The organism is Roseateles aquae, from assembly GCF_032337115.1.
GTDB classification, from domain to species: Bacteria; Pseudomonadota; Gammaproteobacteria; order Burkholderiales; family Burkholderiaceae_C; genus Roseateles_C; species Roseateles_C aquae.
This window is the reverse complement of record NZ_JAVXZY010000001.1, coordinates 680,930-705,868: the sequence shown is the minus strand read 5'-3', so window position 1 is coordinate 705,868 and position 24,939 is coordinate 680,930. Positions and strand designations below refer to the sequence as shown.

The window sequence follows — 24,939 nt, the reverse complement described above, 5'->3', positions numbered from 1 at the left end:
CTGTGTGCTGCGGCGCAACACAATGAAGGCACAATAGCGCCTCTGTCGCACCCCTTGTTGTTCCCTTGCGGCACTAGCCAACGCCCATGAGTCTGCCTGCCAAACCCCGCGAAGTGTTCATCCAAGGTGTGACCTTGGAGGGCCGCACTTTCAGGCCCAGTGACTGGGCCGAGCGGCTGGCGGGGGCCATGTCTTGCTTCCGCCCCGGCGGCGCCAAGCCCGGCATCGGCAGCCATATCGGCTACTCGCCCTACTGCGTGCCCCGGGTGATCAACGGCATCAAATGCGTCATCGTCAACGAGGAGTTGAAGGCGCTGGAACCGATGGCCTGGGACTTTGTGATGAACTTTGCCCGTGACAACCATCTGCAGGTCGCCGAGGCCTGCCTGCTGCCCGAGCGCGGCGACGGCAAACGCTGAGGCAGTGTGTCAGCGGCTGCGGGTCAGCCGGCGGCGCGAGCGCCACAGTGCCACACACTCGATCACGCCCCACAGCACCGTGCTGCCCAGCGCCAGGGCGGGGTGGGTGATCCATCGCTGTATCGAAGCTTGCATGCGTGTCTCCGGCGCTGAGGCTCTTCTGGGCTGTGCGGCAGCTTAGAAGGGCTTGATGACGGTTTGATGGCAGGCTCTAATGCGCACGCTAATCGCCAGACGTGATGGCAGCCCGGCAGGGCGGGCCGCTATGCTGTGCGACTTCCTGGAAGTCCTCTATCGATGTCCCTCACCCCGGGTGATGCCCTCTCGTCGCTGGCCGAAATCAATGAGCTGGAGCGTCTGATCCAGCTCGGCGCGCATCATCTGCAGGCGCGCCAGCTGTGCCAGGTGGATACAGGCGAGCAGCGTTTTCCCGTGCTGGCGGTAACACTGGGCAATCCGGACCCCGCCGTGCCGGCCATCGGGCTTTTTGGCGGTGTCCATGGGCTGGAGCGCATCGGCGCGCAGGTGGTGCTGGCCTATCTGGGCAGTTTGGTGATGCGCCTGCGCTGGGACAAGACGCTGCAGACCCAGCTCGAATCACTGCGCATGGTCTTCATGCCCCTGGTCAACCCAGGCGGCCTGTGGCAGGGTACCCGCGCCAATCCGCGCGGCGTGGACCTGATGCGCAATGCGCCGGTGGAAGCTGCGGCGGGTGTGCCATTGCTGATTGGCGGCCAGCGCCTGAGTGCGCGGCTGCCCTGGTATCGGGGCGAGGCCGGCGCCGCCATGGAGGCCGAGAACCAGGCGCTGTGCGGCTTGGTCGAAGAAGAACTGCTGGCCCATCGATTCGCCTTGTCGATCGACTGCCATTCGGGCTTTGGATTCAATGACAGAATCTGGTTCCCTTACGCGCATACCGCACAACCGCTGGAGCATCTGGCCGAGATCCATGCGCTGTGCGACATCATGGATCAGACTCACGCCCAGCATCGCTATGTCTTTGAGCCGCAGAGCCGTCAGTACCTGACTCATGGCGATATCTGGGATCACCTCTACCGCCGCGCCAGTGCGCTGCCCGGCACGATGCTGCTGCCGCTGACGCTGGAGATGGGTTCCTGGCTGTGGGTCAAGAAGAATCCGCGCCAGCTGTTCTCGCGCGACGGCATCTTCAATCCGCTGATCGGTCACCGCCAGCAGCGTGTGCTGCGCCGGCACATCGCCTGGCTGGATTTCTGCGCGCGCGCCGCCAGCAGTGCCGAAGCCTGGCTGCCGCAGGGCGAGGCCCGCGAGCGCCACCGCGAACTGGCGCTGACGCGGTGGTACCGCCGCCGCCGGGAGCAGGCATGAGCGGGGCGCCGACTTGGGTCTTGCTGCGTGGGTTGACGCGTGAGAGTGGCCATTGGGGCCAGTTCCCGCAACTCCTGCTGAATCGCCTGCAGGCGCTGCAACCGACGGTGCGGGTGATGATGCTGGACCTGCCCGGCAATGGGCGCCTGTACAAGCAGCCGAGCCCCGGCTCGGTGCCGGAGATGGTCGACGCCTGTCGTGATCAGCTGGCCCGCGCCGGTGTCAGCGGGCCCATCCATCTGCTGTCGATGTCGCTGGGCGCGATGGTGGCGGCCGACTGGGCGATGCGTTTTCCGAACGAGATCGAGGCGGCGGTGCTGATCAACACCAGCCTGAGCCCGTTCAGCCCCTTCTTCCGCCGCTTGCGGCCGAGCAACTACTGGTCGCTGCTGATGATGGCGTTCTGGCGCGCCGGTTCACGCTGGCGCGAGGCCAAGGTGCTGGCGCTGACCACGCGCCTGGTCGAGCAGGCCGAACCGCTGCTCGACCGCTGGGTTGAGGTGCAGAAGAAGCGGCCGGTCAGCGGGCGCAATGCCTTGCGCCAGTTGCTGGCGGCGGCGCGCTACCGGGCCAGCCGTCGGCGGCCGTCGGCGCCGATGCTGCTGCTGTGCAGCCAGGCTGACGGCTTGGTCGATTGGCGCTGCTCTCAGCATCTGAGCCGTGCCTGGGGAATTCCGCTGCGCCTGCACACCAGTGCCGGCCACGATCTGCCGCTGGACGATGGCCCCTGGGTGGTCAATGCGGTGCTGGAGTGGCTGAAGGCACGCGAGCACCTGGCCTACCTGCCGACGGAGCCGGCCTCCTTGCCGGATCGCACCCAGCCCTTTGTTCGCCAGCCGGAGTGAGGCGCTGCGGCTGTTGGTACGGCTTGGCGTCGGTGCGCTGAGCAGGTCTTCGGAAATGCAAAAGGCCCGCTGACGCGGGCCTTGTTGCTTTGCACCGAGACTGGTTGTTTAGGCAGCCAGTGCCTTGATCTTGGCGGACAGACGGCTCTTGTGGCGAGCAGCCTTGTTCTTGTGGAAGATGCCCTTGTCAGCGACCGAGTCGATCACGGCTTGAGCAGCCTTGAACAGCTCAGCAGCCTTGGTCTTGTCGCCGGCAACCACGGCCTTTTGCACGTTCTTGACGACCGTGCGGAATTTGGAACGCAGCGCCGTGTTGGCGGCGTTGAGCTTGACGTCCTGGCGGGCGCGCTTGCGGCCCGATGCCAAACGGACGGTTTTCTTCTTGGCTTTGGAAGAGCTTGCCATTTTTTGAGTAATCCAGTTGGTGCAAAGACCGCGAGTATAGCACTGATGTGACAGGAAAACAAAATCCCGTTGCGTGTTTGGACGCTGATAATGCCGCTCGACTGTCCCGTCCGGGGTATGTCGCTGGCCAGCGTGCTGCTGCGGAAGGCATTGCTTGCGGGTGAAGGTGTGCAGGAGTCGCGATGTGCCCGGCGCGCTGACGTCTCCGTCTTCCTCCAGTGCGGGCAGCTGCGGCCCTGCTGTGCCTGCTGCCGCCTTTTTTCGAATTCTGCCGAATCTCAAGCTTCATGAATCTGCTGCGCGCTGCCTCGACGATTTCCATCCTGACTCTGCTGTCGCGCATCACCGGCCTGGTTCGTGAGCAATTGGTGGCCGGCCTGTTCGGCGCCAACGCGATGACCGACGCCTTTTTGGTCGCCTTTCGCATTCCCAATCTGTTTCGCCGGCTGTTTGCCGAAGGGGCCTTTTCGCAGGCCTTTGTGCCGGTGCTGGCGGCGACCCGTGCCACCGAGGGTGACGAGGCCACGCACCGGCTGGTGGACGCCGTGGCCACGGTGCTGGTCTGGGTGCTGCTGCTGACCTGCGTGCTGGGCATCATCGGCGCGCCGCTGCTGGTCTGGGCCCTGGGTGCCGGCATGCCGGCCCATGGCCGCGAGGCCGCCGTGGTGATGACGCGCTGGACTTTCCCCTATATCGGCTGCATGTCGCTGGTGGCGCTGTCGGCCGGCATCTTGAACACCTGGCGGCGCTTCGTGGTGCCAGCGGCGACACCGGTGCTGCTGAACCTCAGCTCCATCGTTGCCGGGCTGTGGCTGGCGCCGCTGATCGAACGCTGGGGCTATCCCGGCATCTATGCAATGGCGATCGGCGTCACGGTCGGCGGCCTGGCCCAGCTGGCCATCCAGCTGCCGGCGCTGGCGCGGGTGGGCCTGCTGCCGCGTATTGGATTGACGCTGACCGGCCTGCGCCAAGCTCGCGCTCATGTGGGCGTGGGTCAGATCCTGCGCCAGATGGGCCCGGCCTTGCTGGGCGTCGGCGTGTCGCAGATCTCGCTGATGATCAATACGCAGATCTCCAGCCATATCGGCGAGGGCGCCACCTCCTGGCTGAACTATGCCGACCGGCTGATGGAGTTTCCGATGGGTCTGCTCGGCGTCGCCCTGGGCGTGTTGCTGACGCCGCAGCTCTCGGCCGCGCAGGCCAAGAACGATGGCGAGCAGTATTCGGCGCTGCTGGACTGGGGCCTGCGCATGGCGGTGCTCTTGGCCCTGCCTTGCGCAGTGGCCCTGCTGGTGTTTGCCGAGCCGCTGGTGGCGGTGCTGTACCAGCGCGGCGCCTTTGCCGCGGCCGACGTGGCGGCCACGGCGCGCTCGGTGATGGGCTGGGGCGTGGGGCTGATCGGCTTGATTGCGGTGAAGGTGCTGGCGCCCGGCTTTTATGCCCGCCAGGATACGGGTACGCCGGCCAAGATTGCCATCACCGTGCTGGTGCTGACCCAGCTGATGAACCTGGTCTTTGTGCCCTGGGTGGGCGTGGCCGGCCTGGCGCTGTCGATCGGCGTCGGCGCGCTGGTCAATGCCAGCTGGCTGCTCTGGGGCTTGCGCCGCCTGGATGTCTACAAGCCTGCGCCCGGCTGGGCCGGTTTTGGCCTGCGGGTGCTGGCCGCCTGCGTGGCCATGGGGGCCTTGCAGCATCAGCTGGCGCAGCGCCTGGACTGGGTCGGCATGGTCCACCATGAGGGCCTGCGCGCCGGCTGGATGGCGCTGTCGCTGGCGGCTTCGGCGCTGGTCTACTTTGCGGTGCTGATGGCGCTGGGCCTGAACTTGCGCCAGTTCGCTCGCCGCGCTTGAATGTAGGCATGAGTGCGCACCTGCCCCTGCGGCCGCCCTCGGCGCTGCAGTATTTCGCTAGCCTGGTCGCCGACGATGGCAGCCTGAATCTGCTCGAGGCCGCCGCGTCGATTGCGCAGGATGCTGAGCCGCGCCTGGATGTGCAGCAGGTGCTGGCCGAGGTCGATGCGCTGGCGCTGACCTTGCGCCGCCGGCTGCCGGCCGATGCGGCGGCCTTGCACAAGCTGCGCGCGCTGAACCAGTACTTCCATCAGGAGCTGGGCTTCGCCGGCAACGTCAATGATTACTACGCGGCCAGCAATTCCTATATCCATCAGGTGCTGCGCACCCGGCGGGGCATACCGATCAGCCTGTCGGTGATCTACCTCGAGCTGGCCCAGCAACTGGGCCTGCGTGCCTGTGGCGTCTCGTTTCCCGGCCATTTCCTGATCAAGCTGCAGCTGGCGCAAGGCGACGTCATCCTTGACCCCTTCAGCGGCCAATCGCTCAGCCGCGACGCGCTGGAAGGCTATCTGCAGCCCTACCGGGAGCGGGCCGGCATCGACGACCCGCAGGAGTTGCCGCTGGCCTTGTTCCTGCAAAACGCCAGCCCGCGCCAGGTGCTGGCCCGGATGCTGCGCAATCTGAAGGAAATTCACCGCAGTGCCGAGCACTGGGCCGCCCTGCTGGCGGTGCAGCACCGCCTGCTGCTGCTCTTGCCGGAGGAATTTGAAGAGCTGCGCGATCGCGCCGCGGCCTTTGAGGCCTTGGGGCAACACGCGGCAGCGGCAGCCGACTATGCCGACTATCTGCAGCGCCGGCCCGAGGTGGCGGATGCGGCGCTACTGCAGGAAAAAATCGCCTGGCTGCGCAGCCAGGGTGGGGCGGCGCTGCATTGATGGCACGCCCTTCGATGGCGGCCCTTCGACCTGACACTAGAATCCCGCCACCCTGGTCAGGGCAAGGTTCGGCTTTGCTCTGCACACGACCCTCACGGCCTCACGACGCCACTTGCGGCAGCACTCCTACCGATGAAGCTCAGCAATCCTCAACGTCAAGCGCTGGCCTGGACCGGCCTGGCGCTGCTGTGTCTGTTCCTCATCTGGCTGCTGGCGCCGGTGCTGTCGCCCTTTGTCGCTGCCGCGGTGCTGGCCTATGCGCTGGCGCCGCCGGTCAATGCGCTGGCCCGCCGGGGCCTGCCGCGGGTGCTGGCGGTACTGCTGGTCGAGAGCGTGGCGGTGCTCTTGCTGCTGGCGCTGCTCTTGCTGGTCGTACCGATTCTCAGCAAGGAGCTGCCGCTGCTGCGCGAGCAGATTCCCATCCTGGCCACGGCGCTGAACAAGACGCTGGTGCCCTGGCTGCAGCAGCATGGCGTTCAGGTCGCGCTGGACACCGCCAGCATCAAGGCCTTTGTGCTGAAGTACCTCGATGCGAACCTGGAAGACTGGCTGGCCACCGCGCTGAATTCGGCCCGCATCGGTGGCAGCTTTGTGCTGGCCATCGTTGGCAATGCCGTGCTCCTGCCGGTGGTGCTCTTCTATCTGCTGCATGACTGGCCGCAGCTGATCAGCCGGGCCTGGGGCATGGTGCCGCCGCGCCTGCGCGAGCCGGTGGGCGGCTTTCTGGCCGAGTGCGACCTGATGCTGGGCCAGTATCTGCGCGGTCAATTGCTGGTGATGCTGCTGCTGGCGGTGTATTACAGCGTGGCTCTTTTGCTGGCCGGCTTCGACCTGGCGCTGCCGGTCGGCGTGTTCACCGGCCTGGCCGTCTTCATTCCCTATCTGGGCTTTGGCCTGGGCCTGGTGCTGGCGCTGCTGGCCGGCGTGCTGCAATTTGCCAGCCTGTACGGCCTGATCGCAGTGGCGGTGGTCTATGGCCTCGGTCAGCTGATCGAGGGCTTTGTGCTGACGCCGCGCCTGGTCGGCGAACGCATCGGCCTGTCGCCGCTGATGGTGATCTTTGCGCTGCTGGCCTTTGGCCATCTGTTCGGTTTTCTCGGCGTGCTGATCGCCTTGCCGGTGTCGGCGCTGGGTGTGGTTGCCGGCCGTCGCGTCCGTGATCTCTATCTGGCCAGCCCGCTGTACAAGGGTTCCCGTTCTTGAAGCAGATTCCGCTGTCCCTCGGTCCCGAACCGGTCTTCTCCTTCGACAACCTGCTGCCTGGCGCGAACACGCAGGCGCTGGCCTATCTGCAAGGCCTGACGGCGAATTCGCCGCCGGTTTTTCTTTGGGGCGGCGCCGGCTGCGGCAAGACCCATGTGCTGAAGGCCCTGGCCCAGGCCTGGCAGGCCGCGGGCGCGCAGGTGGGCTGGTATGACGCCGACACCCCCTTGCCCTGGGAACTCCCCGCCCAGCCCAGCCTCTTGCTGCTGGACGATTGCGACCGCTTCGATCTGGGCCAGCAGCGCGCTGCCTTCACGCTTTTTGTCGAGGCCGCGACCCATGGCCTGGCGGTGGTGGCCACCGGCGTGGCGCCGCCGGTCGACCTGGATCTGCGCGAGGACTTGCGCACCCGCCTGGGCTGGGGGCCGACCTTTGAGCTGCGGCCCTTGGGCGAGGCCGAGATGCGTGCGGCGCTGCGCCGCGAGGCCGACCGCCGCGGCATCGCGCTGGCCGACGAGGTGATGGACTATCTGCTCACCCGCTTCGCCCGCGACCTCAAGCACCTGATGCGCCTGCTCGACAGGCTGGATGAATTTGCGCTGGCCAACAAGCGCGCGGTCACCGTGCCGCTCTTGCGCCAGATGCTCGCTGATGAAGGAATGACGGGATGAATCTGGCCCTTTTCGACCTTGACGGGACGCTGATCCCGAACGACTCGGACCACGCGTTTGGCGGCTTCATGGTCGACATCGGCTGGGCCGATGGCGAGCAATGGCGAGCCCGCAACGATGACTTCTACCGCCAGTACCAGGAAGGGCGCCTGGATCTGGATGAATACGTCGATTTCGCCACCTCGGTCTGGCGCTCGCGGCCGCTGCCCGAGGCGCTGGCCATGCGCGAGCGCTTCATGCAGGAAGTGATGGCGCCGCTGATGGGCGACAATGCGCGGGCTTTGCTGCGCCAGCATCAGGACGCTGGCGACCTGGTGGCCATCGTCACGGCCACCAATGAATTCGTGACCGAGCCGATTGCCAAGGCCTTCGGGGTCGAGCATCTGCTGGCGGTGCAACTGCAGCGCGATGCATCGGGGCGCTATCTGGGCACCGTGCGTGGCGTGCCGTCCTTTCAGGCCGGCAAGGTGTTGCGTGTGAATGACTGGCTGAGCGGCCTGGGACACCGCATGGCAGACTTCGAGCGGGTCAGCTTCTACAGCGACTCGATGAACGACTTGCCCCTGCTGGAACTGGTCAGCCATCCGGTGGCGACCAATCCGACGCCGGCGCTGGAGGCTGTGGCCCAGGCGCGTGGTTGGCCAATTTTGAAACTCTTCGCATGATCAAGAAATTCATAGACAAGCTGCTGGGCAAGCCGGCCAAGGCCGCCTCGCCGCTGGGCAAGCGGGTGGAGATTGGCGTCGAGCAGCATGGCATCGATCCGAACCTGCTCGATGAGCGCGGCGTTCGCGTCGTGCGCACGCTGACCGATGCCGGCTTCGAGGCCTTCATCGTCGGTGGCGCGGTGCGCGATCTGCTGCTGGGCCGCCGGCCCAAGGATTTTGACGTGGCCACCAATGCGACGCCGGAACAGGTCAAGGGCCTGTTCCGCCGCGCCTTCATCATTGGCCGGCGCTTTCGCATCGTCCATGTGGTCTACGGCCGAGGCCGCGAGCATGAGGTGATCGAGGTCTCGACCTTCCGCGCGCTGCTGGCCAATGAGTCGGCCGAGCAGGTGGCCGGCAATGAGAAGACTTCGAAGGAAGAGCTGGCGGGCAAGAGCCATGTGGTCGATGCCAGCGGCCGGGTGTTGCGCGACAACGTCTGGGGCCCGCAGATCGAAGATGCGGCACGGCGCGACTTCACCGTCAACGCGATGTACTACGACCCGCAGCGCCAGCTGGTGGTGGACTATCACGGCGGCCTGGCCGACGCCAAGAAGCGCGTGCTGCGCATGATTGGCGACCCGGAGACCCGCTACAAGGAAGACCCGGTGCGCATCCTGCGTGCCGTGCGCTTTGCCGCCAAGCTGGGCTTCGAGCTGGAGCCCAAGACGCGCGCACCGGTCAAGGCCTGTGTGCCGCTGCTGGCCAATGTGCCGATCTCGCGGATGTTTGACGAGATGATCAAGCTCTTGCAGACCGGCCACTCGCTGGCCAGCCTGGAGGAGCTGCGCAAGCAGGGCATGGCCCGCGGCGTGTTCCCGATTCTTGATGCGGTGCTCGACGAGCGCGGCGAACTGCCGGCCGGCCCGCGTGGCGACTTCGTCCGCCGTGCGCTGGAGGACACCGATCTGCGTGTCGCCGAAGGTCGCAGCGTGGCGCCCAGCTTCATGCTGGCCACCATGCTCTGGCACGAGGTGCAAGGCCGCTGGGCGCAGCTGCGCGACGCCGGCGAAGCGCCGGTGCCGGCGCTGCAGCAGGCGATTGACCAGGTCTTTGATGCCCGTGTCGGCGACATCTCGGGCCGTGGCAAGCTGGCCGCCGATATGCGCGAGATCTGGATGATGCAGCCGCGCTTTGACCGCCGCAGCGGTAATGGGCCCTTCAGCCTGGTCGAGCAGCCGCGCTACCGCGCCGGCTTCGACTTTCTGCTGCTGCGCGCCGAGGTCGGCGAGGTCGAGATGAGCCTGGTCGACTGGTGGGAAGACTTTGCCCTGGGCAGCGACGAGGAACGCCGCGCCTTGCTGGACGCCGCCCGTGAGGCCGACAAGCAGCGCCGCGGCAGCAAGGTCCACCAGGTCAGGCAGGGGGCCGTGACCGGCCAGCCCGGCGGGTCTGCTGAGCGCCAGAGCCGCCCGCTGATCGCTGACGGCGAAGGCACGGGTGAGGGCGATGCAGCCCCGGCCAAGAAACGCCGCCGCCGCCGCAAGCCCTCGGGCGCCAAGGGCGGCGCTGGGAGCGTTTCGACTGGCTCCGGCAGCGCCGGCGGCTCTGGCGAAGGCGCCTGATTCGCGCCACGCGCCGTTGAACCAGCGATGACGCAGCGATGAGGCAGACGGTGGCCTTTGTCGGCCTGGGCGCCAATCTGGGCGACACCCGGGCCACCCTGCAGGCCGCGCTGCACGCCTTGGCGGCGCTGCCCGGCATCCGGTTGCTCGACTGCTCTTCGGCCTGGCGCAGCGCGCCCATCGAGGCCAGCGGCCCGGATTTCCTGAACGCCGTCTGCCGGCTGCAGACCGCGCTTGAGCCGCTGCAGCTGCTTGATGCCTTGCAGGCCATCGAGCAGGAGCACGGCCGCCAGCGCCCGTATCGCAATGCGCCACGCACGCTGGATCTGGATCTTCTGCTTTACGGCGAGCTCTGCCTCGAACACCCGCGGCTGAGCTTGCCTCACCCGCGGCTGCACCAGCGCGCCTTCGTGCTGCTGCCTTTGCTGGAGCTGGGGCCAGGTCTTGCCACGCTTGAACTGGCTGATGGCCGCAAGCTGCACGACTGCCTGGTCGATGTCGCAGATCAGCGGCTGCAGCGCGACGATGGACTTCCCTTGATGATGCAGGAGGCGCCGTGATGATCAATTTCACCGCTGGATGGCAGACCGTCGTACTGCTCTTGCTGTCCAATGTCTTCATGACCTTTGCCTGGTATGGGCATCTGAAGAACCTGTCGGCCAAGCCCTGGTGGATTGCCGCGTTGCTCAGCTGGGGCATTGCGCTGTTCGAGTACCTCTTGCAAGTGCCGGCCAACCGCATCGGCAACGAAGGTGGTTTCACGCTGGCGCAGCTGAAGATCACCCAGGAAGTTGTGACGCTGGCGGTCTTCGTGCCCTTCTCGATGCTCTATATGGGGCAGGGCTTTCGCACCGACTTCATCTGGGCCGGCCTGTGCCTGATGGGCGCCGTGTACTTCATCTTCCGCGGTGCCTGAGCCAGCTTTTTGAGGCCCCCGGCCTACTGTTGTGCGCTGCTCGCATTTACACTCCTGCCCGTGCCGCATGACGCGGCGATGACAATTATTTGAAATTGCGTTGTTGGATCGAGTGGCTGCGGCCTGCTTGTTCCGTCAGGAGAACTCATGCTGTTTGGCAAGCTGCTGCCCCGCGAGGGCAATTTTTTCGAACTCTTCAACGAGCATGGCGACAAGATCGCCGAAGGCGCGCGGGCCTTCATGGCCATGATCCAGAACTATGCCGATCCCGGCCTGCGTGAGAAGTACGCCGCCGAGGTCGATGCTGCCGAGCACCATGCCGATCGCGTGACCGCTGAGGTCAACCGCCTGCTGCATCGCACCTTCATCACGCCGATCGACCGCGAGCAGATCCACGGCCTGATCAATGCGATGGACGACATCCTGGACCTGCTGCAGGATTCCACCGAGACCATGCAGCTCTACGATGTGCGCAGCATTCCCGAGGAGGTGCTGCGCCTGGGCGAGCTGTCGGCGCGCTGCTGCGAGCGCGTTCAGCATGCGGTGTCGCTGCTGTCCAAGCTGAGCCAGCCGCAGACGGCCGAAGCGGCGATCAAGACCTGCGAAGAGATCGACAAGCTCGAATCCGATGCCGACCGGGTGATGCGCTCGGCCATGTCCAAGCTGTTCCGTGAGCAGGAGGATGTGCGCGAGCTGATCAAGCTGAAGGCCATCTACGAGCAGCTGGAATCGATCTCGGACCGCTGCGAGGACGTCGCCAACCTGATCGAGGGCATCGTCCTCGAGAACTCCTGAGCGGGCGCCAGCAATGCAATCGGTTCAGGTAGCGTTCTGGGTCGTGGCCGTGCTGGTCGTGCTGGCCGTGATGTTCGACTTCATGAACGGCTTTCACGACGCGGCCAACTCCATCGCCACGGTGGTCTCCACCGGTGTGCTCAAGCCGCAGCAGGCGGTGCTGTTTGCGGCCTTCTTCAACGTCATCGCGGTGGCCTTCTTCCAGCTCAAGGTGGCGGCCACCATCGGCAAGGGCATCGTCGATCCCGGCATCGTTGATCACCACGTGATCTTTGGGGCGCTGATCGGCGCGATCGCCTGGAATGTGATCACCTGGTGGTATGGCATCCCGTCGAGCTCCTCGCATGCGCTGATCGGTGGCATCGTCGGTGCGGTGATTGCCAAGGCGGGGGCCGGTTCGCTGGTTGCTGCCGGCGTCGGCAAGACGGTGCTGTTCATCTTCCTGTCGCCGCTGCTGGGTTTCCTGCTGGGCTCCCTGATGATGGTCATCGTCGCCTGGTTGTTCCGCCGCAGCTCGCCGCTGAAGGTCGACAACTGGTTCCGCCGCTTGCAGCTGGTCTCGGCCGGCCTGTACAGCCTGGGTCATGGCGGCAACGATGCACAAAAGACCATCGGCATCATCTGGATGCTGTTGGTGGCCTCGGGCTATGCCGCGGCGGCCGACAAGGCACCGCCGTCCTGGGTGATCTGGGCCTGCTATCTGGCCATTGGCTGCGGCACGATGTTCGGGGGCTGGCGCATTGTGCGCACCATGGGTCAGAAGATCACCAAGCTCAAGCCGGTCGGCGGTTTCTGCGCGGAAACCGGTGGTGCGCTGACGCTGTTCCTGGCCACCGCGCTGGGCGTGCCGGTGTCGACCACGCACACCATCACCGGCGCCATTGTTGGCGTGGGCTCGGTGCAGCGCGCCTCGGCGGTGCGCTGGGGCGTGGCCGGCAATATCGTCTGGGCCTGGATCTTCACGATTCCTGCCTCGGCCTTCGTCGCCGGCGTTTGCTACTGGCTCAGCTTCACGATGTTCTGAGTCCGGCGGCTGCCGGTGCAGGGCCGGTAGATGCAAGCCGACCACAGAGCCACGGAGACACAGAGAGATTCAGAGCACTTTGACTCTGTGTTTCCTCTGTGACTCCGTGTCTCTGTGGTCTATTTCTTTGCACTAGACCAGCAGGAAGCACAGCCGACCTTCGCCGTAACCGGGCACATGCAGGCGCAGCTCGGTGCGGCCATTGTTCTGCTGCAGCAGCATCGCGAGCTTGTCGAAGGGCTGCAGGGTCAGCCGGGCGGCGCCGAGACTGGGCTGGTCGCTGGCGCTGCGCTTCACCAGCACCGGTGCGAGCGCGCGCATGAAGCGGCTGGCGTGATCCAGCCATTTGGCGGCCGGTTGGGCGATTTGGGTGGCCAGCTGGATCTGTTCGGCGCTGCTGCCCTCGGCCATGCCGCCAATCAGACAGCAGGCGGCGATGTCCAGCAGGCCGACCGCATAGACGCTCTTGCGGCCGGTGCTGCTGTACAGCGCAATGAACTGCGGGTACTCGGCGAAGTTGCTGAAGCCCTCGGCGCGGCGCAGGTCGAAATGCCGGGTGCCCAGGTGGGCGAACATCATCTGCTGGGTCTGGTTGATCGACTCCAGCGCTTGCGGACCATGGCCCGGGGGCTTGGACGTCACAGTTGTAGGGCGCTTCTGCAGCGAGCGCGAGACGGCCTGGCAGAGGGCCTTGTCGTCAAAAGGCTTGTTGAGGATGAAGGCGGCGCCATTCATCTCGGCCTCGCTCAGGCGCTCGCGATTGGTTTCGGTGGTGACGAAGCCCACCGCCATATCGGCATGGCCGGTCTGGCGCAGGGTCTGCAGCATCTCGATGCCGGAAACGCCCGGCATATGCCAGTCCGACAACACCAGATCGGGCTTGAACTGCGCCACCTTGTCCAGTGCCTCGGCGCCGTTGTTGGCAGTCTGGATCTGCATTGGGCCCAGCTCACCGCATTCAAGGGCGTGGCGGATGATGGACTGGATGGCGCGGCTGTCGTCGACGATCAGCACGCGGCGGGCGGCTGAGCTGGCGGGGGGCGTGGCGGTGGTGAGAGACATGGCACTTTCGGTCGGCACGGGGCGGCGGCATCAAAGGCCGCGTCCAAATGCTCCCTGGCACACTTTCTTGACCGCAGTGAACCCGTTACGAATCAAGCCGGCCGCTGCGCCCAGACGCCGGCTGCTGTGGCCGGGCTGGGGCGTGCGTGCCTCGATCCTCGTCGGTTCCGCCCCTATCTTGGGGCTGTCCTGCCGCCAGCGCACCGACCGCTCGTGGTGTGCTGGCTTGGCTCGGAGTGTCATCGCCGACTTTGCGCGCCCATGCCCGGAAAAACACGGGGACTGCCCGCCAATTCCGGGCTGGCGTGACTTTGTGCGCGGTGGCCGCGCCCACGCCGTGGCGCGGCAGGCACAGTCGACAGCCCGGGCACAATGCGCGCGATGGACAGCGTCGATGCGGTGGTGATTGGGGCCGGTGTGCTGGGCCTGGCCTGCGGGCGGGCCTTGGCACTGCTTGGGTTGGAAACGCTGGTGCTGGAGCGCGAACGCGCCATCGGCCAGGGGGTCAGCGGGCGCAACTCCGAGGTCATCCATGCCGGTCTCTACTATCCGCCCGGCTCGCTGAAGGCAAGACTGTGCCGGCAAGGCCGCGACCAGCTCTATGCCCTTTGCGCCAGCCATGGCGTGGCCCACCAACGTTGCGGCAAGCTGGTGGTGGCAACGGACGACGATCAGCTCGCCGGCCTGCGTGAGCTGCAGGCCCGCGCCGAGGCCAATGGTGTTGACGACCTGCGCTGGCTGAGCGGCGCCGAGGCCCAGGCGCTGGAGCCGCAGCTGCGCTGCTGTGCCGCCTTGCTCTCGCCCTCGACCGGCATCGTCGACAGCCACGGGCTGATGCTGGCCTTGCAAGGCGATCTGGAGCGGGCCGGCGGCCAGCTGGCCCTGCAAACCCGGGTCTTGTCCATCGCTGAAGACCAGGGCCAGGGTCAGGTCTTGCGTATGACGACGACAGAGGGCAGCGAGATGCTGCTGGCGGCCCGCCATATCGTCAACGCGACCGGCCTTGGCGCACCGGCGCTGGCGGCGGCCAGCCCGAGCCGTGCGCTGGCGCCCAGGGCCTGGTTCAGCAAGGGCAGCTATTTCGCGCTGGCCGGCCGGGCGCCGTTTTCGCGGCTGATCTATCCCTTGCCGCAGGACGCCTGGCTGGGCGTGCACCTGACGCTGGACCTGGCCGGGCAGGCCCGCTTCGGCCCGGATGCGCAGTGGCTGCCGGAGATCGAGAACGAGTCTCAGCTCGACTATGGTGTCGACCCCACCCGCGCCGAGGGCTTCTATGCCGATGTGCGGCGCTATTGGCCAGGGCTGCCGGACGGCGCCTTGCAGCCGGCCTATAGCGGCGTGCGGCCAAAGATAAAGGGGCCGCACGAGGCGGCCCCTGATTTTCTGATCCAGGGCCCAAGCACGCATGGCGTGCCGGGCCTGGTGCATCTGCTGGGCATCGAGTCGCCCGGCCTGACCAGCAGCCTGGCCGTGGCGGACGCGACGCTGGCGATGCTGGGTCTTACTTCAGGCCATTGCTGATCGCCTTGAGCAGCGTGGCCTGGGTGTCGTCACCATTGAACTCCCAGAAGAAAGCGCCACCCAGGCCCTTGGACTTGGCATAGCTCATCTTCTCGGTGATCTGGGCCGGCGTGTCGAAGCTCCAGAAGGTCGTGCCGTTGTAGATCCACTGCGCACGGCTTTGCGGGTCGACGAAGCTTGGGTAGCCCAGGGTCTTGAGGATCTTGTAGTCCTCGATGCCCTTTTCGTACTTGCCCGGAGCGGCCGTGCCCTTCTGGTACAGGCCGTTGCCGACGTTGGCCACACCGGTCCAGCCACGGCCGTAGAAGCCGATGCCGATCTGCAGCTTGTTCGAAGGCACGCCCTTGTTCAGGTAGGCCTGCAGTGCAGCGTCGGTGTTGTAGAACTTCACATCACCGGTGCCGGGGTCATTGCTATTGCCATACAGCGGCGAGTGGAAGCCCGTGGTGCCTTCCCAGCCGCCGTGGAAGTCGTAGGTCATCACATTGATGAAGTCCAGGTAGGGGTGGAACTTGTCGGGCTCGATCATGCGGATCTTGTCCACGCCAGCCGGTGCGGCGATCGACAGCAGCAGTCCAGGCTTGACCGCATCGAGCTGCTTGCGGAACTCCGCCAGCAGACCGGTGAAGTTGGCCGTGTCTTCCGGCTTGCCGCAGGACAGGCCACAGGCCGCCGGGTACTCCCAGTCGATGTCGATACCGTCGAACACGCCGGCCAGCGCGCCCGGGCCACCGGCGTAGTCCACCTTGGGCAGATCGCCCTTGATGTAAGCGTCGACGCAGCTCTTGACGAAGGCGACACGGTTCTCAGGCTTGGCGGCCTCGGAGAAGCCGCGCGAGTAGGTCCAGCCACCCAGCGAGATCAGCACCTTGAGCTTCGGATACTTGGCCTTGAGCTTCTTCAGCTGGCCCCAGTTGCCGCGCAGCGGCGCATCCCAGGCGTCGGCCTTGCCGTCGATGCTGCCAGCGGCGTCGATCGACTTGGTGTAGTCGGCAAACGCGTCGCCGCCCACGCCCGTGTCTTCATTCACCGGCACCGTCAGGCCGACCTCGCACTTGTTGTTGCGCACATTGCCGAAGGCGTAGTTGATGTGCGTCAGCAGCGGGGCGGAGCCGCTGGTATCGATGTTCTTGACGAAGTACTTGCGGTCGTAGATGCCCCACTGCGCGAAATAGCCGAGCACATTCTTGCCGCCGACAGTGGCCTTGTCGGTATGCACCGTCAGGGCCGGGGTGGCCGGCGAGGCGCCCGCCTCGTTGACCGCCTGAACGCTGAAGCTGTAGTCGGTGTCCGGCGTCAGGCCATTGATGCTGGCCGTCGTGGCCGCGCCTTGGGCGGCCTGGGCGCTGCCCTGCAGCACACGGTACTGCACGGTGCAGTTCGGGCCGGCGGTGACGCTGTTCCAGCTCAGGTTCACACCGGTGCTGGACTTGGACGGGGCAGACAGACCGGTCGGCGTGGCCGGCGCGGCGGCGCAGCTGCCGGCGGCCGAGGTCTTGGCGCTCAGTGCGCTGCTCTGGGCCGAGTTGTTGCCGGCCTTGTCCTTGGCGCGCACCGTGTAGCTGTAGCTGGTGTTGGCGGCCAGGCCGCTGTCGACATAGCTGGTGCCGGTCGGCGAGCCGACCAGCGTGCCGTTGCGGTAGACGTCGTAGCCGGCAACGCCGCTGCCGGCGTCGGTCGAGGCGGCCCAGCTCAGCGTGATGCTGCTGGCGGTGATGGCGCTGGCGGCCAGGCTGCCTGGCACGGTGGGCGGCGTGGTGTCGGTATTGGTGATGTCGCAGTTGCCGAGGTTCTTCCAGACATCCCATTGACCGCTGTGGGTGGCCGGGGCTTCATTCTGGGTCCACCATTTGGACTGGTAGGCAATGTTGTTGTCCTTGACGATGGCACTGCCGTTGTAGGCGGTCGCCGCATTCCAGGCGGCGACGTTGGTGCAGTTGTAGGCCATGGCGTGTGAGCCGGCCAGTCCGAAGCCGGCCGCGACGGCCAGCTGGACAAAGGTAGGTGTGAACTTCATCGTTGTCTCTCTCATTTGAAGGAAGGAAGGGAGGGAGGGCAGGGGACTCAGTGCTGGGCCTTGCTGACGCTGCTAGCCCGGGCACGATTGGCGCTGCTGGTGGCAGCCAGGCTGGTCGTCGTGGTACGGCGGTTTTCCTGAGTCAGCGCATAGCTCTTGCCGCCGAAGCTGACGACCCAGTTGCTGGGCGTCGGCATCGGCAGGTAGTAGTTCAGCTTGATCGCGACACTGGCGCCGGGGGCCAGGGTCTGCCAGCTCGGCAGCTTGAAGGCGGCGCGATGGAAGTCGTTCTTCAACCCGCCCACATTGCCACCACCGGGGTTGGAACCGTCGGTAACGACCTTGAGGCCAAAGCCGCTTTGGTCGGTCAGCGAAGCCGGAATCGCGGTGGGAATGTCGAAGCTGAAATCGGTACCGCCCGGCAGCGTCTGCGTGCTCTTGTTGGTGACGGTCAGCGTCGGGTTGATCGGGTAGTTCGCATCACCGAGTGCAAAGCCGCTGATGGCGAACCGGATGTCGATCGTGTCGCTGGGGATGGTCGCCGTGGAGTTCTGCGCCAGCCGGTTGCCATAGGGCGCGGCCGTCTTGAACTTGTTGTAGAGCAGATTGGTCAGCGTGCTGCCCATGCCGTACTCGGCCTTGCTGTTGTCGTAGGCGTAGTCGCCGGCGAGTTCCCAGAACATCACGCCGCCGATGCCGCGGTCGGACACCCACTGGGCCTTGGCGCCCAGCGATTGCTCGTCCTCGATCGACAGGAAGACCTTCTTCTGCGCGTTCCACAGCCACGGCGCGACCAGGGTGCTGTCGTAGTAGCGGGTGTAGCTGCCGACGAACTGGTCCTGCGGATTGGTGGCCGGGTTCAGGCCATAGGCGCCGATATAGCTGCCGCTCTTGCCGGCGGCCAGGTTCATCGTGTGCCACAGCGGGTTGGAGCCGGCCGGCACTTCCTTGCTGGAGACGTCGAGGTCGTGCCAGATATTGTCCAGGCCGATCGCGCCGGCGCCGCACTTCTGTACGGTACCGCCGCCGGTGCCGGGAGGGCACTTGCTCTGGTCGGTCTGTGCGGCCGTGCCCCAGAGGCCATTGCTGCCGCCCGTCACGTCCTTCCAGCCGCGGGTGTAGTAGGGCACACCGATATTGATGCGGCCGGCCGGCAGGGCGCCGCGGAAGTAGTGATAGGCCCAGTCGGTGTTCAGGTAGCCGATGCGGCCGTACTGGCTGGCGGTGTAGTAGCTCCAGGCGACCAGTTCGGAATCGTCACCCTTGTCGTTCAGCGCCGCGTTGGGGCCGACGAATTGGTTCCAGGCGCCGTGCAGGTCGTAGCTCATCATGTTGACGTAATCCAGGTACTGGGTCACCTGGTAGGTCTCCATGCCGCGCAGCAGATAGCCGGAGGCCGGGGCGGCGACGGTCAGCATGTAGTGCTTGCTGTCGGCCTGGCCGGCGGCATCGAGCTTGGCGCGCAGCGTCTGCATCAGCGTGACGAAGTTCTTCATCAGGCTGGCGCGGCGCGCATTGCTGATCGTGAAGTCGTCGGGGTTGCCGGCGTCCTTCATGCTGGTGGCGTACTCGTAGTCGATGTCAACACCATTGAAGCCGTACTGGCGGATGAAGGCCACGGCCGAGTCGGCGAAGGTGTTGATGCCGGCGGTGTTGGCACTGCCATCGGCATTGGTGGTCATCGTGTAGAAACCGCCGCTGGCCACGCGCTTGCCGCTGTCGTCGAAGTAGCCGCCGGTTTCGGCCCAGCCGCCGACCGAGATCAGCGTCTTGACATTCGGGTACTGCTTCTTGAACTTGTTCAGCAGGTTGAAATGGCCTTTGTAGGCAAAGCCCGCGTCCATTTCGGCGCCGGCCACGCCGGCCCAGGTCAGGCCGGTGGCGGCATTGTTCGGGTCGGCGGTGTTGCCGATCGACAGCTTGTTGCTGCCGTCCACATGGGCGAAGGCGTAGTTGATGTGGGTCAGCTTGTCCCAGGGGATCTGGCTGGCCAGGTAGGCGGGCGTGCCGTCCTTGCCGGTGCGCCAGCTGGTGAAGTAGCCGATGATGCGGCGCGGCTTGTCGGCCCCCATCAGCTCGCGGCCATTGGCGTCATAGACCTTGCAGTAGGCCGGCGTCGTGCCCGGCGTCGTGTACAGGCCTTCGGGGCGGCACTTCTCGTCGCCGGCGACGCCGCCGTTGACGGTCACGCGCGCGGTGGCCAGATCGCTGGTCGCGCCCTTGTCGTCGGTGGCGCGGGCGCTGAGGTCATGCACGCCGGCCTTGGCCGTCCAGCTGACGCTGTAAGGGTTGCTGGCATCGTCGGCAATCAGCGCACCGTTGTCGTAGAAGCTGACCTTGGCAACGCTGCCATCCGGATCGCTGGCGCTGGCGCTGAGCGTCAGCACGTCGCCATCGTTGGCCGTGCTGTTATTGCCCGGAGCGGTCAGTGTCACCGTGGGCGGCTTGTTGGTGCTGGTGCTGCTGACGGTCACCGAGGTGCTCTTGGCGTTGGTCGCGCCCTTGTTGTCGGTGACGGTCAGCGTCACGGTATAGGTGCCGGCGGCCACATAGGCGTGGCTGGTGCTGACGCCGCTGCCGCTGGTGTTGTCGCCGAAGTTCCAGGCGTAGCTGGCAATCGTGCCGTCCGGATCGCTGGAACCGCTGCCGTTGACGCTCAGCGTCAGGCCGCTGGCGCTGCTGGTGAAGCTGGCGACGGGCGGCTTGTTGACCGCCGTGCCACTGACGGTGACGCTGGCTGTCTTGCTGTTGGTCGCGCCCTTGTTGTCGGTGACGGTCAGCGTGATCGTGTAGGTGCCGGCCGCGGCATAGGCGTGGCTGGCGGTGGCGCCGCTGGCTGTGCTGTTGTCACCGAAGTTCCAGGCGTAGCTGGCGATGCTGCCGTCCGGGTCGCTCGAGGCGCTGCCGTTGACGCTGACAGTCAGGCCGCTGGCGCTGTTGGTGAAGCTGGCCACCGGCGGCTGATTGACGCTGCCATCGCAGTTGCCGAGGTTCTTCCAGACGTCCCACTGGCCGCTGTGCGTGGCCGGGACTTCGTTCTGGGTCCACCATTTGGCCTGGTAGGCCACGTTGTTGTCCTTGACGATGGCACTGCCGTTGTAGGCCGTGCTGGCGTTCCAGGGGGCGACGTTGGTGCAGTTGTAGGCCAGGGCAGGGCCGGCGCTGGCCGTCAGGGCGAGCGCATAGACGAGACGGGTTCGCATGGAAACCTCTTGATGAGTTGGAGGAGACTGAGGATGAGCGAGACCCGACCCCGGGGCGCCTTTGGGGCGCCGGGTCAGGGCAGGTCTTGCCGGCTGGGGGAGCGGAGGGCGCGAGAGCGCCGCGTCGCCTGGCTAAGGCTTCACGACGACGTCAAAGTACTTCACGACGCAGCGCTGGTAGTCGCCGGCCTTGAGGGCAAAGTAGGCGGTTTGGTAGCCGACCAGCTTGCAGGCGAAGGCCTTGCCTTCGGGCATCTCCGGGTGATAGGACCAGTCCTGATCCCAGTAGATGTTCAGTGCGCCGGCACCGCTGACGGTGAAGGGCTTTTGATTGGCGCAGCCGAGTTCCTCGTTGGCGCCGATCGGCACATTCAGTGCTGCCGCATGGGCCTTGTAGTAGGCGATGCGATTGACTGACTGCGGCTTCTCGGCGCCTTGGCCGCATTCGATGCCACCGTTGATGATGTTGGTCGTGGCGCCAAAGCCGGGCTTGATGCCGGCCGCGGTGTCGGCCGCGTTGGGTTGCCAGGTACCGTCAACCACATGCAGCATGCTGGGCTTGGGCGAGGCCGGGTAGGTGAAGAAGAACACCGCCGAGGCCAGGTTCAGCCAGGTGTCGGCGACCAGTTCGGGTTTGTTCAGCAGCACCGTCACATCGCCGTACATCGCATCGGAGAAGGGGCCGTAGTTGTAGTTGTAGGACAGCTGCTTGGCGCCACGACCGAAGTACTGCTTGAAGCGGCCTTGCGCGTCCTTGCCGCAGGGCCAGGCGGCGCTTTGCCAGGTGCCTGGCGCACACTCGTTGTTGTAGGGGCAGCCGTAGCCGTCTTCGCTGCAGCCGGACTCACGGACGAAGTACAGCGCCTGGCGCCACTGCGGCGTGGTGCTGTTCGGATCGTGGGCACCGGTCTCCTGGGTGAAGTGCGCGAACATCGTTGCCAGCGTCTTGCGGCAGATGGCGTCGCTGTCGCGGCCGTCGGTGTACGTCGCACAGACGCCGGCGAATTTGGCGATCGCCTGGAGCAAGCCGGTGTAGGTATAGGAAGGGTTGCGCAGCGGGAACAGGAACTCCCACTGGCTGGCCGGCAGCAACCGCTCGACCCGCTTGACGTTTTCCGGATTGCTGGCCAGACCCGGCGCGGTGGCGGTGACGACCGCGTTGTCGCGCGTCGCGATCGAGGCCTTGACGGCACGGAACAGCGCGGTGTTGGTCAGCGCGGCTTCGGTGGCCAGCACATCGGCCTGCTTGAGCAGGTACTTGCCGGTGGCCGGGTCCTTGGTGACCGAAGCGAGTGTGTAGCTCGCCGCCTTGCTGCCGGTCGCGCCCTTGTTGTCGGTGACGGTCAGCGTGACCGGATAGGTGCCGGGGGCCGCGTAACTGTGGCTGAGCTTGGCGCCGCTGCCAGTGCTGCCGTCGCCAAAGTTCCAGCTGTAGCTGGCGACGCTACCGTCCGGATCGCTGGAGGCGCTGGCGTCGAAGCTGATGCTGAGCCGGTCCACGGTGGCAGCGAAGGCGGCGGCGGGCGGCTTGTTGCCGCCGGTGCTGCCGCCACCGCTGTCGCAGGCGCCCAGCGGCTTCCAGACGGCCCAGGCGCCGGAGTTGCTCGCCGGCGGCTGGTTCTGCGTCCACCAATTGGCCGAATAGGCATTGCCGCCATCCTGCACCTGGGTGCCGGAGGTGTATGCGTTGGCGGCCGACCAGGCCGGCAGGCTGCTGCAATTGATCGCTGCCATGCCGGGCAGGCTGGCCAAGGCCAGACTCAAGGCGAGCAACACATGGCTGCTGAGGGCTGCCCGACGGCCGACATGGCCGATGTGGGCGGGGGCGGCGGGCAAGGCATGGCCAAGCCAGCGCGGGCTTACTGCGCGAATCTCCATGAACGTCTCCTGCGTCCAGAGCGCGAACTGCTAAGCGCTGAGGCTGTCTCTCTCTTTGATACGGATCCCGATTCCCCTAAGCACCGGTCCCGTTGCTCTTGGTCTTTTCGACCATTGGCGTTTTAGTGGTATTTAATGTAGATACCAGTTTGGACAAAAACATCGATGAAAACACTAATGGCGGCGGTAACGCAGAGTAACTTTGCATACCAGATTGGTGCCAGTTGAGGGGTGGCGCGGGCCCGACCGGGCAGCGCGAGGCGCAGGGCAAGATCGCCGATCCCGCGGCTGACCGGCAGGGCGTGGCCGTGGCTGCGCTCGCGTTTCGGCCGCGGCGCTGGCCGCGGCGTTGGAGGGTTATTTGTGCTGCCCGGATCAGACGGCCAGCTTCAGCTCACGGCGCAGCCATAGGCGCTGCACGCCGGCCCATAGCGCGCCCAGCGCCAGCCAGGCCAGGCCCAGCTGCATGGCGGCACGGTCCTGGCCGTGCAGGATGAAGAGCAGCACCGCCAGGCCGGCCAAGGGCAGCAGGCCGTGGCGCAGCCAACGTCGGCTGCGCTGGCGCACCAGGAAATGCCAGCTCACAGCCAGATGCAGCAGGCCGAAGGCGCTGAGGGCACCGAAGGTGACCAGATTGGTCAACGCTGCGGGATCGTCGAGGAAATACAGAGCCACCGCCAGTGACACCAGCGCCACCAGGGCGGTGCTGAAGCCAGGCGTCTGCCTTACCGGGTGCACGGCGGCCAGCCAGCGCGAGCCCGGGAGCTGGCGGTCGCGGCCCATGGCAAACAGCACGCGTGCAACCGCAGCCTGCGCACTCATTGCGTTAGCGATTCCCCATGCCAGTGCGGTGGCCACCGCAGTGGTGACGAACAAGGCCCGGCCGCCTGCCTTCTGGGCGATCTCGTAGAAAGCGCTGTCGGGGCTGCTGATCTGCAAGCCTTGAGCCAGGTCCGCGGCGACCCAGGTCTGGGCGATGAAGCAGGCACCCATCAGGAATAGCACCAGCAAGGTGGCCCGGGAAACGGCACGCGGCTGATCCTCGCGCACCTCTTCGCTGAGCGTGGAGATGGCGTCAAAGCCCAGGAATGACAGTGCCGCTATGGCTGCTGCGCCGCCCAACCAGCTCCAGCTCAGGCCGGTGGGGCTCACCGGCGCCAGGCTCAGTCCCGGTCCGCCGGCCTGGTAAAGCGCCCACAGACCGATGACCATGAACAAGGCCAGCACCAGCAGCTGCAGCTGCAGGAACAGCCGGTTGGCACGTGCCGTCAGCTCGACGCCGCGCAGATTGATGGCGGTGCACAGGGCAATAAAGCCCAGCACCCAGAGCCATTTTGGCCAGGCCGGCAGCAGTGCTTGCAAGGAACCGGCGCTGATGACGAACAGCAGCGCTGGTACCAGGATGTAGTCGAGCAGCAGCAGCCAACCAGCGAAGAAACCGGCCAAGGGGTGCAGACCGCGCTGTGTGTAGGCGTAGGCCGATCCTGCTACTGGAAAGGCTTCGGCCATGGCCGCATAGCTGAGTGCCGTGAACAGCATGGCCAGCAGCCCGAGCAGATAGGCCAGCGGTACCCGGCCCTGAGAGGCCTCGGCCACAAAGCCGTAGACACCGAAGGGCGCGATCGGCACCATGGCCACCATGCCGTAGCTGAGCAGATCCTTGAAGCCCAGCACACGCTTGAGTTGCTGCTGATAACCGAATTGTTCCACTGACATGCGGGTTCCTCAAAGCGTCAGGCCCAGCTGCGCCAGCATGGCGCGCGGCATTTCAAAGCGACAGGTCTTCTGCGGATCAACGATCTGGCAGACCTGCAGGTTTCCGGCGATGCTCATCAGGTTCAAGGCATCGACTTCGCCGAGCCGGGTCTGGCCGTTCAGCAGGGCCAGCATCTGGCGACTGGCCAGCAGCGCCGCGTCGTCCAGTGTGACGGCCGAGCCGAGGGTGTAGACATGCTCCGGGGTGGCGATCATCGGCATGGGCCACGGACATTGCTTGATCAGGTGCAGGCGCAGCTGCACCTCGCCGGCAATCTCCAGCCCGCAGACCGATACCTCACCGTCGCCCATGGCCGCATGCAGATCACCGAGCGCCAGCAGCGCGCCGCTGACCTGCACGGGTAGATAGAGCGTGTGACCAGCGCAGATCAGCTTGCAGTCCATATTGCCGCCATGCGCGTCGGGAACGCCACAGGGCACTGGATCGCCGGCGGGAGCCGTGCCTATCACGCCTATCATGGGGCGCAGCGGCACGGTCACGCCACCGGGCATGAGTGCCTGACCGTCGATGATGGGTACGCTGCGGATCGAGGGCTGCTCGATCCTGTGGCCCCAGATTCCCAGCCCCGGCGCCGTCACCATCACCGCACGCGGCCCGACGCTGATGTGCTCGATTTCCACGGCCAGCACATCGCCGGGTTCGGCGCCGCGCACCGATACCGGCCCGGTGGCCGGATTGACACGCGACCAGTCCACGCCATCGAAGCGACTGGCTTCGCCTTCGATCTGGTCCTGGAAGCAGTCGCAGGTCTCAAACAGCAGCCGCGCGCCGCTGTCCACCTCCAACACCGGCTTGTTGTGCCGCGACATCGCATAGACCAGTTGCTCGCGGGAGACTCGATGCATCATGGCTGCCG

Annotated in this window: 22 protein-coding genes; 14 read left to right on the top strand and 8 right to left on the bottom strand. The window is 65.9% G+C overall.

Annotation, left to right across the window (positions count from 1 at the left end; all coding sequences use genetic code 11):
- Positions 1-86: 86 nt before the first annotated feature.
- Complete coding sequence (locus tag RQP53_RS03060) at positions 87-419, top strand: DUF3579 domain-containing protein (protein ID WP_315648561.1); 333 nt, start codon at positions 87-89, stop codon at positions 417-419.
- Between the two features lie 9 nt (positions 420-428).
- Here RQP53_RS03060 and RQP53_RS03055 read toward each other — a convergent pair whose 3' ends face one another.
- On the bottom strand, positions 429-554 hold the full coding sequence (locus tag RQP53_RS03055; RefSeq protein ID WP_315648560.1) for a hypothetical protein: 126 nt from the start codon (positions 552-554) through the stop codon (positions 429-431).
- Positions 555-716: 162 nt separating this feature from the next.
- Here RQP53_RS03055 and RQP53_RS03050 point away from each other — a divergent pair, with 162 nt between their 5' ends.
- Positions 717-1,766 (top strand): M14 family zinc carboxypeptidase, encoded by a 1,050-nt coding sequence (locus tag RQP53_RS03050; protein ID WP_315648559.1) that lies wholly within the window; start codon positions 717-719, stop codon positions 1,764-1,766.
- On the top strand, positions 1,763-2,611 hold the full coding sequence (locus RQP53_RS03045) for an alpha/beta fold hydrolase (protein WP_315648558.1): 849 nt from the start codon (positions 1,763-1,765) through the stop codon (positions 2,609-2,611). The genes RQP53_RS03050 and RQP53_RS03045 overlap by 4 nt, the downstream gene beginning before the upstream one ends.
- A 108-nt stretch (positions 2,612-2,719) precedes the next feature.
- Here RQP53_RS03045 and rpsT read toward each other — a convergent pair whose 3' ends face one another.
- Positions 2,720-3,016, bottom strand: a complete 297-nt coding sequence (gene rpsT, locus RQP53_RS03040) for a 30S ribosomal protein S20 (RefSeq protein WP_315649189.1) — start codon at positions 3,014-3,016, stop codon at positions 2,720-2,722.
- A gap of 287 nt (positions 3,017-3,303) precedes the next feature.
- Here rpsT and murJ point away from each other — a divergent pair, with 287 nt between their 5' ends.
- From murJ to RQP53_RS02990, 10 genes are all read left to right on the top strand, one after another.
- Positions 3,304-4,866 (top strand): murein biosynthesis integral membrane protein MurJ, encoded by a 1,563-nt coding sequence (gene murJ / locus RQP53_RS03035; RefSeq protein ID WP_315648557.1) that lies wholly within the window; start codon positions 3,304-3,306, stop codon positions 4,864-4,866.
- A gap of 8 nt (positions 4,867-4,874) precedes the next feature.
- The gene (locus RQP53_RS03030; RefSeq protein WP_315648556.1) at positions 4,875-5,744 is read left to right on the top strand and encodes a SirB1 family protein; all 870 of its coding nucleotides are present in this window, start codon (positions 4,875-4,877) and stop codon (positions 5,742-5,744) included.
- Positions 5,745-5,876: 132 nt separating this feature from the next.
- The gene (locus RQP53_RS03025; RefSeq protein WP_315648555.1) at positions 5,877-6,947 is read left to right on the top strand and encodes an AI-2E family transporter; all 1,071 of its coding nucleotides are present in this window, start codon (positions 5,877-5,879) and stop codon (positions 6,945-6,947) included.
- Positions 6,944-7,618 carry an HdaA/DnaA family protein gene (locus RQP53_RS03020; RefSeq protein ID WP_315648554.1) on the top strand — a complete coding sequence of 225 codons (675 nt, stop codon included), beginning with the start codon at positions 6,944-6,946 and terminating at the stop codon, positions 7,616-7,618. The genes RQP53_RS03025 and RQP53_RS03020 overlap by 4 nt, the downstream gene beginning before the upstream one ends.
- Positions 7,615-8,283, top strand: a complete 669-nt coding sequence (locus RQP53_RS03015; protein WP_315648553.1) for a histidinol-phosphatase — start codon at positions 7,615-7,617, stop codon at positions 8,281-8,283. Before RQP53_RS03020 ends, RQP53_RS03015 begins: the two co-directional genes overlap by 4 nt.
- On the top strand, positions 8,280-9,890 hold the full coding sequence (pcnB, locus tag RQP53_RS03010) for a polynucleotide adenylyltransferase PcnB (protein WP_315648552.1): 1,611 nt from the start codon (positions 8,280-8,282) through the stop codon (positions 9,888-9,890). The genes RQP53_RS03015 and pcnB overlap by 4 nt, the downstream gene beginning before the upstream one ends.
- A gap of 38 nt (positions 9,891-9,928) precedes the next feature.
- Complete coding sequence (gene folK, locus RQP53_RS03005; protein WP_315648551.1) at positions 9,929-10,450, top strand: 2-amino-4-hydroxy-6-hydroxymethyldihydropteridine diphosphokinase; 522 nt, start codon at positions 9,929-9,931, stop codon at positions 10,448-10,450.
- The gene (locus tag RQP53_RS03000) at positions 10,450-10,806 is read left to right on the top strand and encodes a DMT family protein (protein WP_315648550.1); all 357 of its coding nucleotides are present in this window, start codon (positions 10,450-10,452) and stop codon (positions 10,804-10,806) included. Before folK ends, RQP53_RS03000 begins: the two co-directional genes overlap by 1 nt.
- 147 nt (positions 10,807-10,953) lie before the next feature.
- Complete coding sequence (locus RQP53_RS02995) at positions 10,954-11,601, top strand: DUF47 domain-containing protein (protein WP_315648549.1); 648 nt, start codon at positions 10,954-10,956, stop codon at positions 11,599-11,601.
- Positions 11,602-11,614: 13 nt separating this feature from the next.
- Positions 11,615-12,625, top strand: coding sequence for an inorganic phosphate transporter (locus RQP53_RS02990; protein ID WP_315648548.1), 1,011 nt, complete (start codon positions 11,615-11,617; stop codon positions 12,623-12,625).
- Positions 12,626-12,757: 132 nt separating this feature from the next.
- On the opposite strand, the gene RQP53_RS02985 is transcribed toward RQP53_RS02990, so the two are convergent.
- The gene (locus RQP53_RS02985) at positions 12,758-13,687 is read right to left on the bottom strand and encodes a response regulator (RefSeq protein ID WP_315648547.1); all 930 of its coding nucleotides are present in this window, start codon (positions 13,685-13,687) and stop codon (positions 12,758-12,760) included.
- A 381-nt stretch (positions 13,688-14,068) separates the two neighbouring features.
- Here RQP53_RS02985 and RQP53_RS02980 point away from each other — a divergent pair, with 381 nt between their 5' ends.
- Positions 14,069-15,208, top strand: a complete 1,140-nt coding sequence (locus RQP53_RS02980) for an NAD(P)/FAD-dependent oxidoreductase (protein WP_315648546.1) — start codon at positions 14,069-14,071, stop codon at positions 15,206-15,208.
- Here RQP53_RS02980 and RQP53_RS02975 read toward each other — a convergent pair.
- From RQP53_RS02975 to RQP53_RS02955, 5 genes are all read right to left on the bottom strand, one after another.
- Complete coding sequence (locus RQP53_RS02975; protein ID WP_315648545.1) at positions 15,189-17,225, bottom strand: glycosyl hydrolase family 18 protein; 2,037 nt, start codon at positions 17,223-17,225, stop codon at positions 15,189-15,191. The two genes, RQP53_RS02980 and RQP53_RS02975, sit on opposite strands and share 20 nt — an antisense overlap.
- Positions 17,226-17,272: 47 nt before the next feature.
- Complete coding sequence (locus tag RQP53_RS02970) at positions 17,273-20,428, bottom strand: chitinase C-terminal domain-containing protein (protein ID WP_315648544.1); 3,156 nt, start codon at positions 20,426-20,428, stop codon at positions 17,273-17,275.
- Positions 20,429-20,560: 132 nt separating this feature from the next.
- Complete coding sequence (locus RQP53_RS02965; RefSeq protein WP_315648543.1) at positions 20,561-22,306, bottom strand: glycoside hydrolase family 19 protein; 1,746 nt, start codon at positions 22,304-22,306, stop codon at positions 20,561-20,563.
- Positions 22,307-22,681: 375 nt separating this feature from the next.
- Positions 22,682-24,022, bottom strand: a complete 1,341-nt coding sequence (locus RQP53_RS02960; protein WP_315648542.1) for an APC family permease — start codon at positions 24,020-24,022, stop codon at positions 22,682-22,684.
- Between the two features lie 9 nt (positions 24,023-24,031).
- A complete protein-coding gene (locus RQP53_RS02955) occupies positions 24,032-24,931 on the bottom strand; it encodes an acetamidase/formamidase family protein (protein WP_315648541.1) in 900 nt (299 codons plus the stop codon).
- Positions 24,932-24,939 lie beyond the last annotated feature (8 nt).

What these genes read in the sequence shown, in the direction of transcription:
- RQP53_RS03060 (WP_315648561.1), top strand. Translation starts at nt 87, where the DNA reads ATGAGTCTGCCTGCCAAACCCCGCGAAGTGTTCATCCAAGGTGTGACC.
- RQP53_RS03055 (WP_315648560.1), bottom strand. Translation starts at nt 554, where the DNA reads ATGCAAGCTTCGATACAGCGATGGATCACCCACCCCGCCCTGGCGCTG.
- RQP53_RS03050 (WP_315648559.1), top strand. Translation starts at nt 717, where the DNA reads ATGTCCCTCACCCCGGGTGATGCCCTCTCGTCGCTGGCCGAAATCAAT.
- RQP53_RS03045 (WP_315648558.1), top strand. Translation starts at nt 1,763, where the DNA reads ATGAGCGGGGCGCCGACTTGGGTCTTGCTGCGTGGGTTGACGCGTGAG.
- rpsT (WP_315649189.1), bottom strand. Translation starts at nt 3,016, where the DNA reads ATGGCAAGCTCTTCCAAAGCCAAGAAGAAAACCGTCCGTTTGGCATCG.
- murJ (WP_315648557.1), top strand. Translation starts at nt 3,304, where the DNA reads ATGAATCTGCTGCGCGCTGCCTCGACGATTTCCATCCTGACTCTGCTG.
- RQP53_RS03030 (WP_315648556.1), top strand. Translation starts at nt 4,875, where the DNA reads ATGAGTGCGCACCTGCCCCTGCGGCCGCCCTCGGCGCTGCAGTATTTC.
- RQP53_RS03025 (WP_315648555.1), top strand. Translation starts at nt 5,877, where the DNA reads ATGAAGCTCAGCAATCCTCAACGTCAAGCGCTGGCCTGGACCGGCCTG.
- RQP53_RS03015 (WP_315648553.1), top strand. Translation starts at nt 7,615, where the DNA reads ATGAATCTGGCCCTTTTCGACCTTGACGGGACGCTGATCCCGAACGAC.
- pcnB (WP_315648552.1), top strand. Translation starts at nt 8,280, where the DNA reads ATGATCAAGAAATTCATAGACAAGCTGCTGGGCAAGCCGGCCAAGGCC.
- folK (WP_315648551.1), top strand. Translation starts at nt 9,929, where the DNA reads ATGAGGCAGACGGTGGCCTTTGTCGGCCTGGGCGCCAATCTGGGCGAC.
- RQP53_RS03000 (WP_315648550.1), top strand. Translation starts at nt 10,450, where the DNA reads ATGATCAATTTCACCGCTGGATGGCAGACCGTCGTACTGCTCTTGCTG.
- RQP53_RS02995 (WP_315648549.1), top strand. Translation starts at nt 10,954, where the DNA reads ATGCTGTTTGGCAAGCTGCTGCCCCGCGAGGGCAATTTTTTCGAACTC.
- RQP53_RS02990 (WP_315648548.1), top strand. Translation starts at nt 11,615, where the DNA reads ATGCAATCGGTTCAGGTAGCGTTCTGGGTCGTGGCCGTGCTGGTCGTG.
- RQP53_RS02985 (WP_315648547.1), bottom strand. Translation starts at nt 13,687, where the DNA reads ATGTCTCTCACCACCGCCACGCCCCCCGCCAGCTCAGCCGCCCGCCGC.
- RQP53_RS02980 (WP_315648546.1), top strand. Translation starts at nt 14,069, where the DNA reads ATGGACAGCGTCGATGCGGTGGTGATTGGGGCCGGTGTGCTGGGCCTG.
- RQP53_RS02975 (WP_315648545.1), bottom strand. Translation starts at nt 17,225, where the DNA reads ATGAAGTTCACACCTACCTTTGTCCAGCTGGCCGTCGCGGCCGGCTTC.
- RQP53_RS02970 (WP_315648544.1), bottom strand. Translation starts at nt 20,428, where the DNA reads ATGCGAACCCGTCTCGTCTATGCGCTCGCCCTGACGGCCAGCGCCGGC.
- RQP53_RS02965 (WP_315648543.1), bottom strand. Translation starts at nt 22,306, where the DNA reads ATGGAGATTCGCGCAGTAAGCCCGCGCTGGCTTGGCCATGCCTTGCCC.
- RQP53_RS02960 (WP_315648542.1), bottom strand. Translation starts at nt 24,022, where the DNA reads ATGTCAGTGGAACAATTCGGTTATCAGCAGCAACTCAAGCGTGTGCTG.
- RQP53_RS02955 (WP_315648541.1), bottom strand. Translation starts at nt 24,931, where the DNA reads ATGATGCATCGAGTCTCCCGCGAGCAACTGGTCTATGCGATGTCGCGG.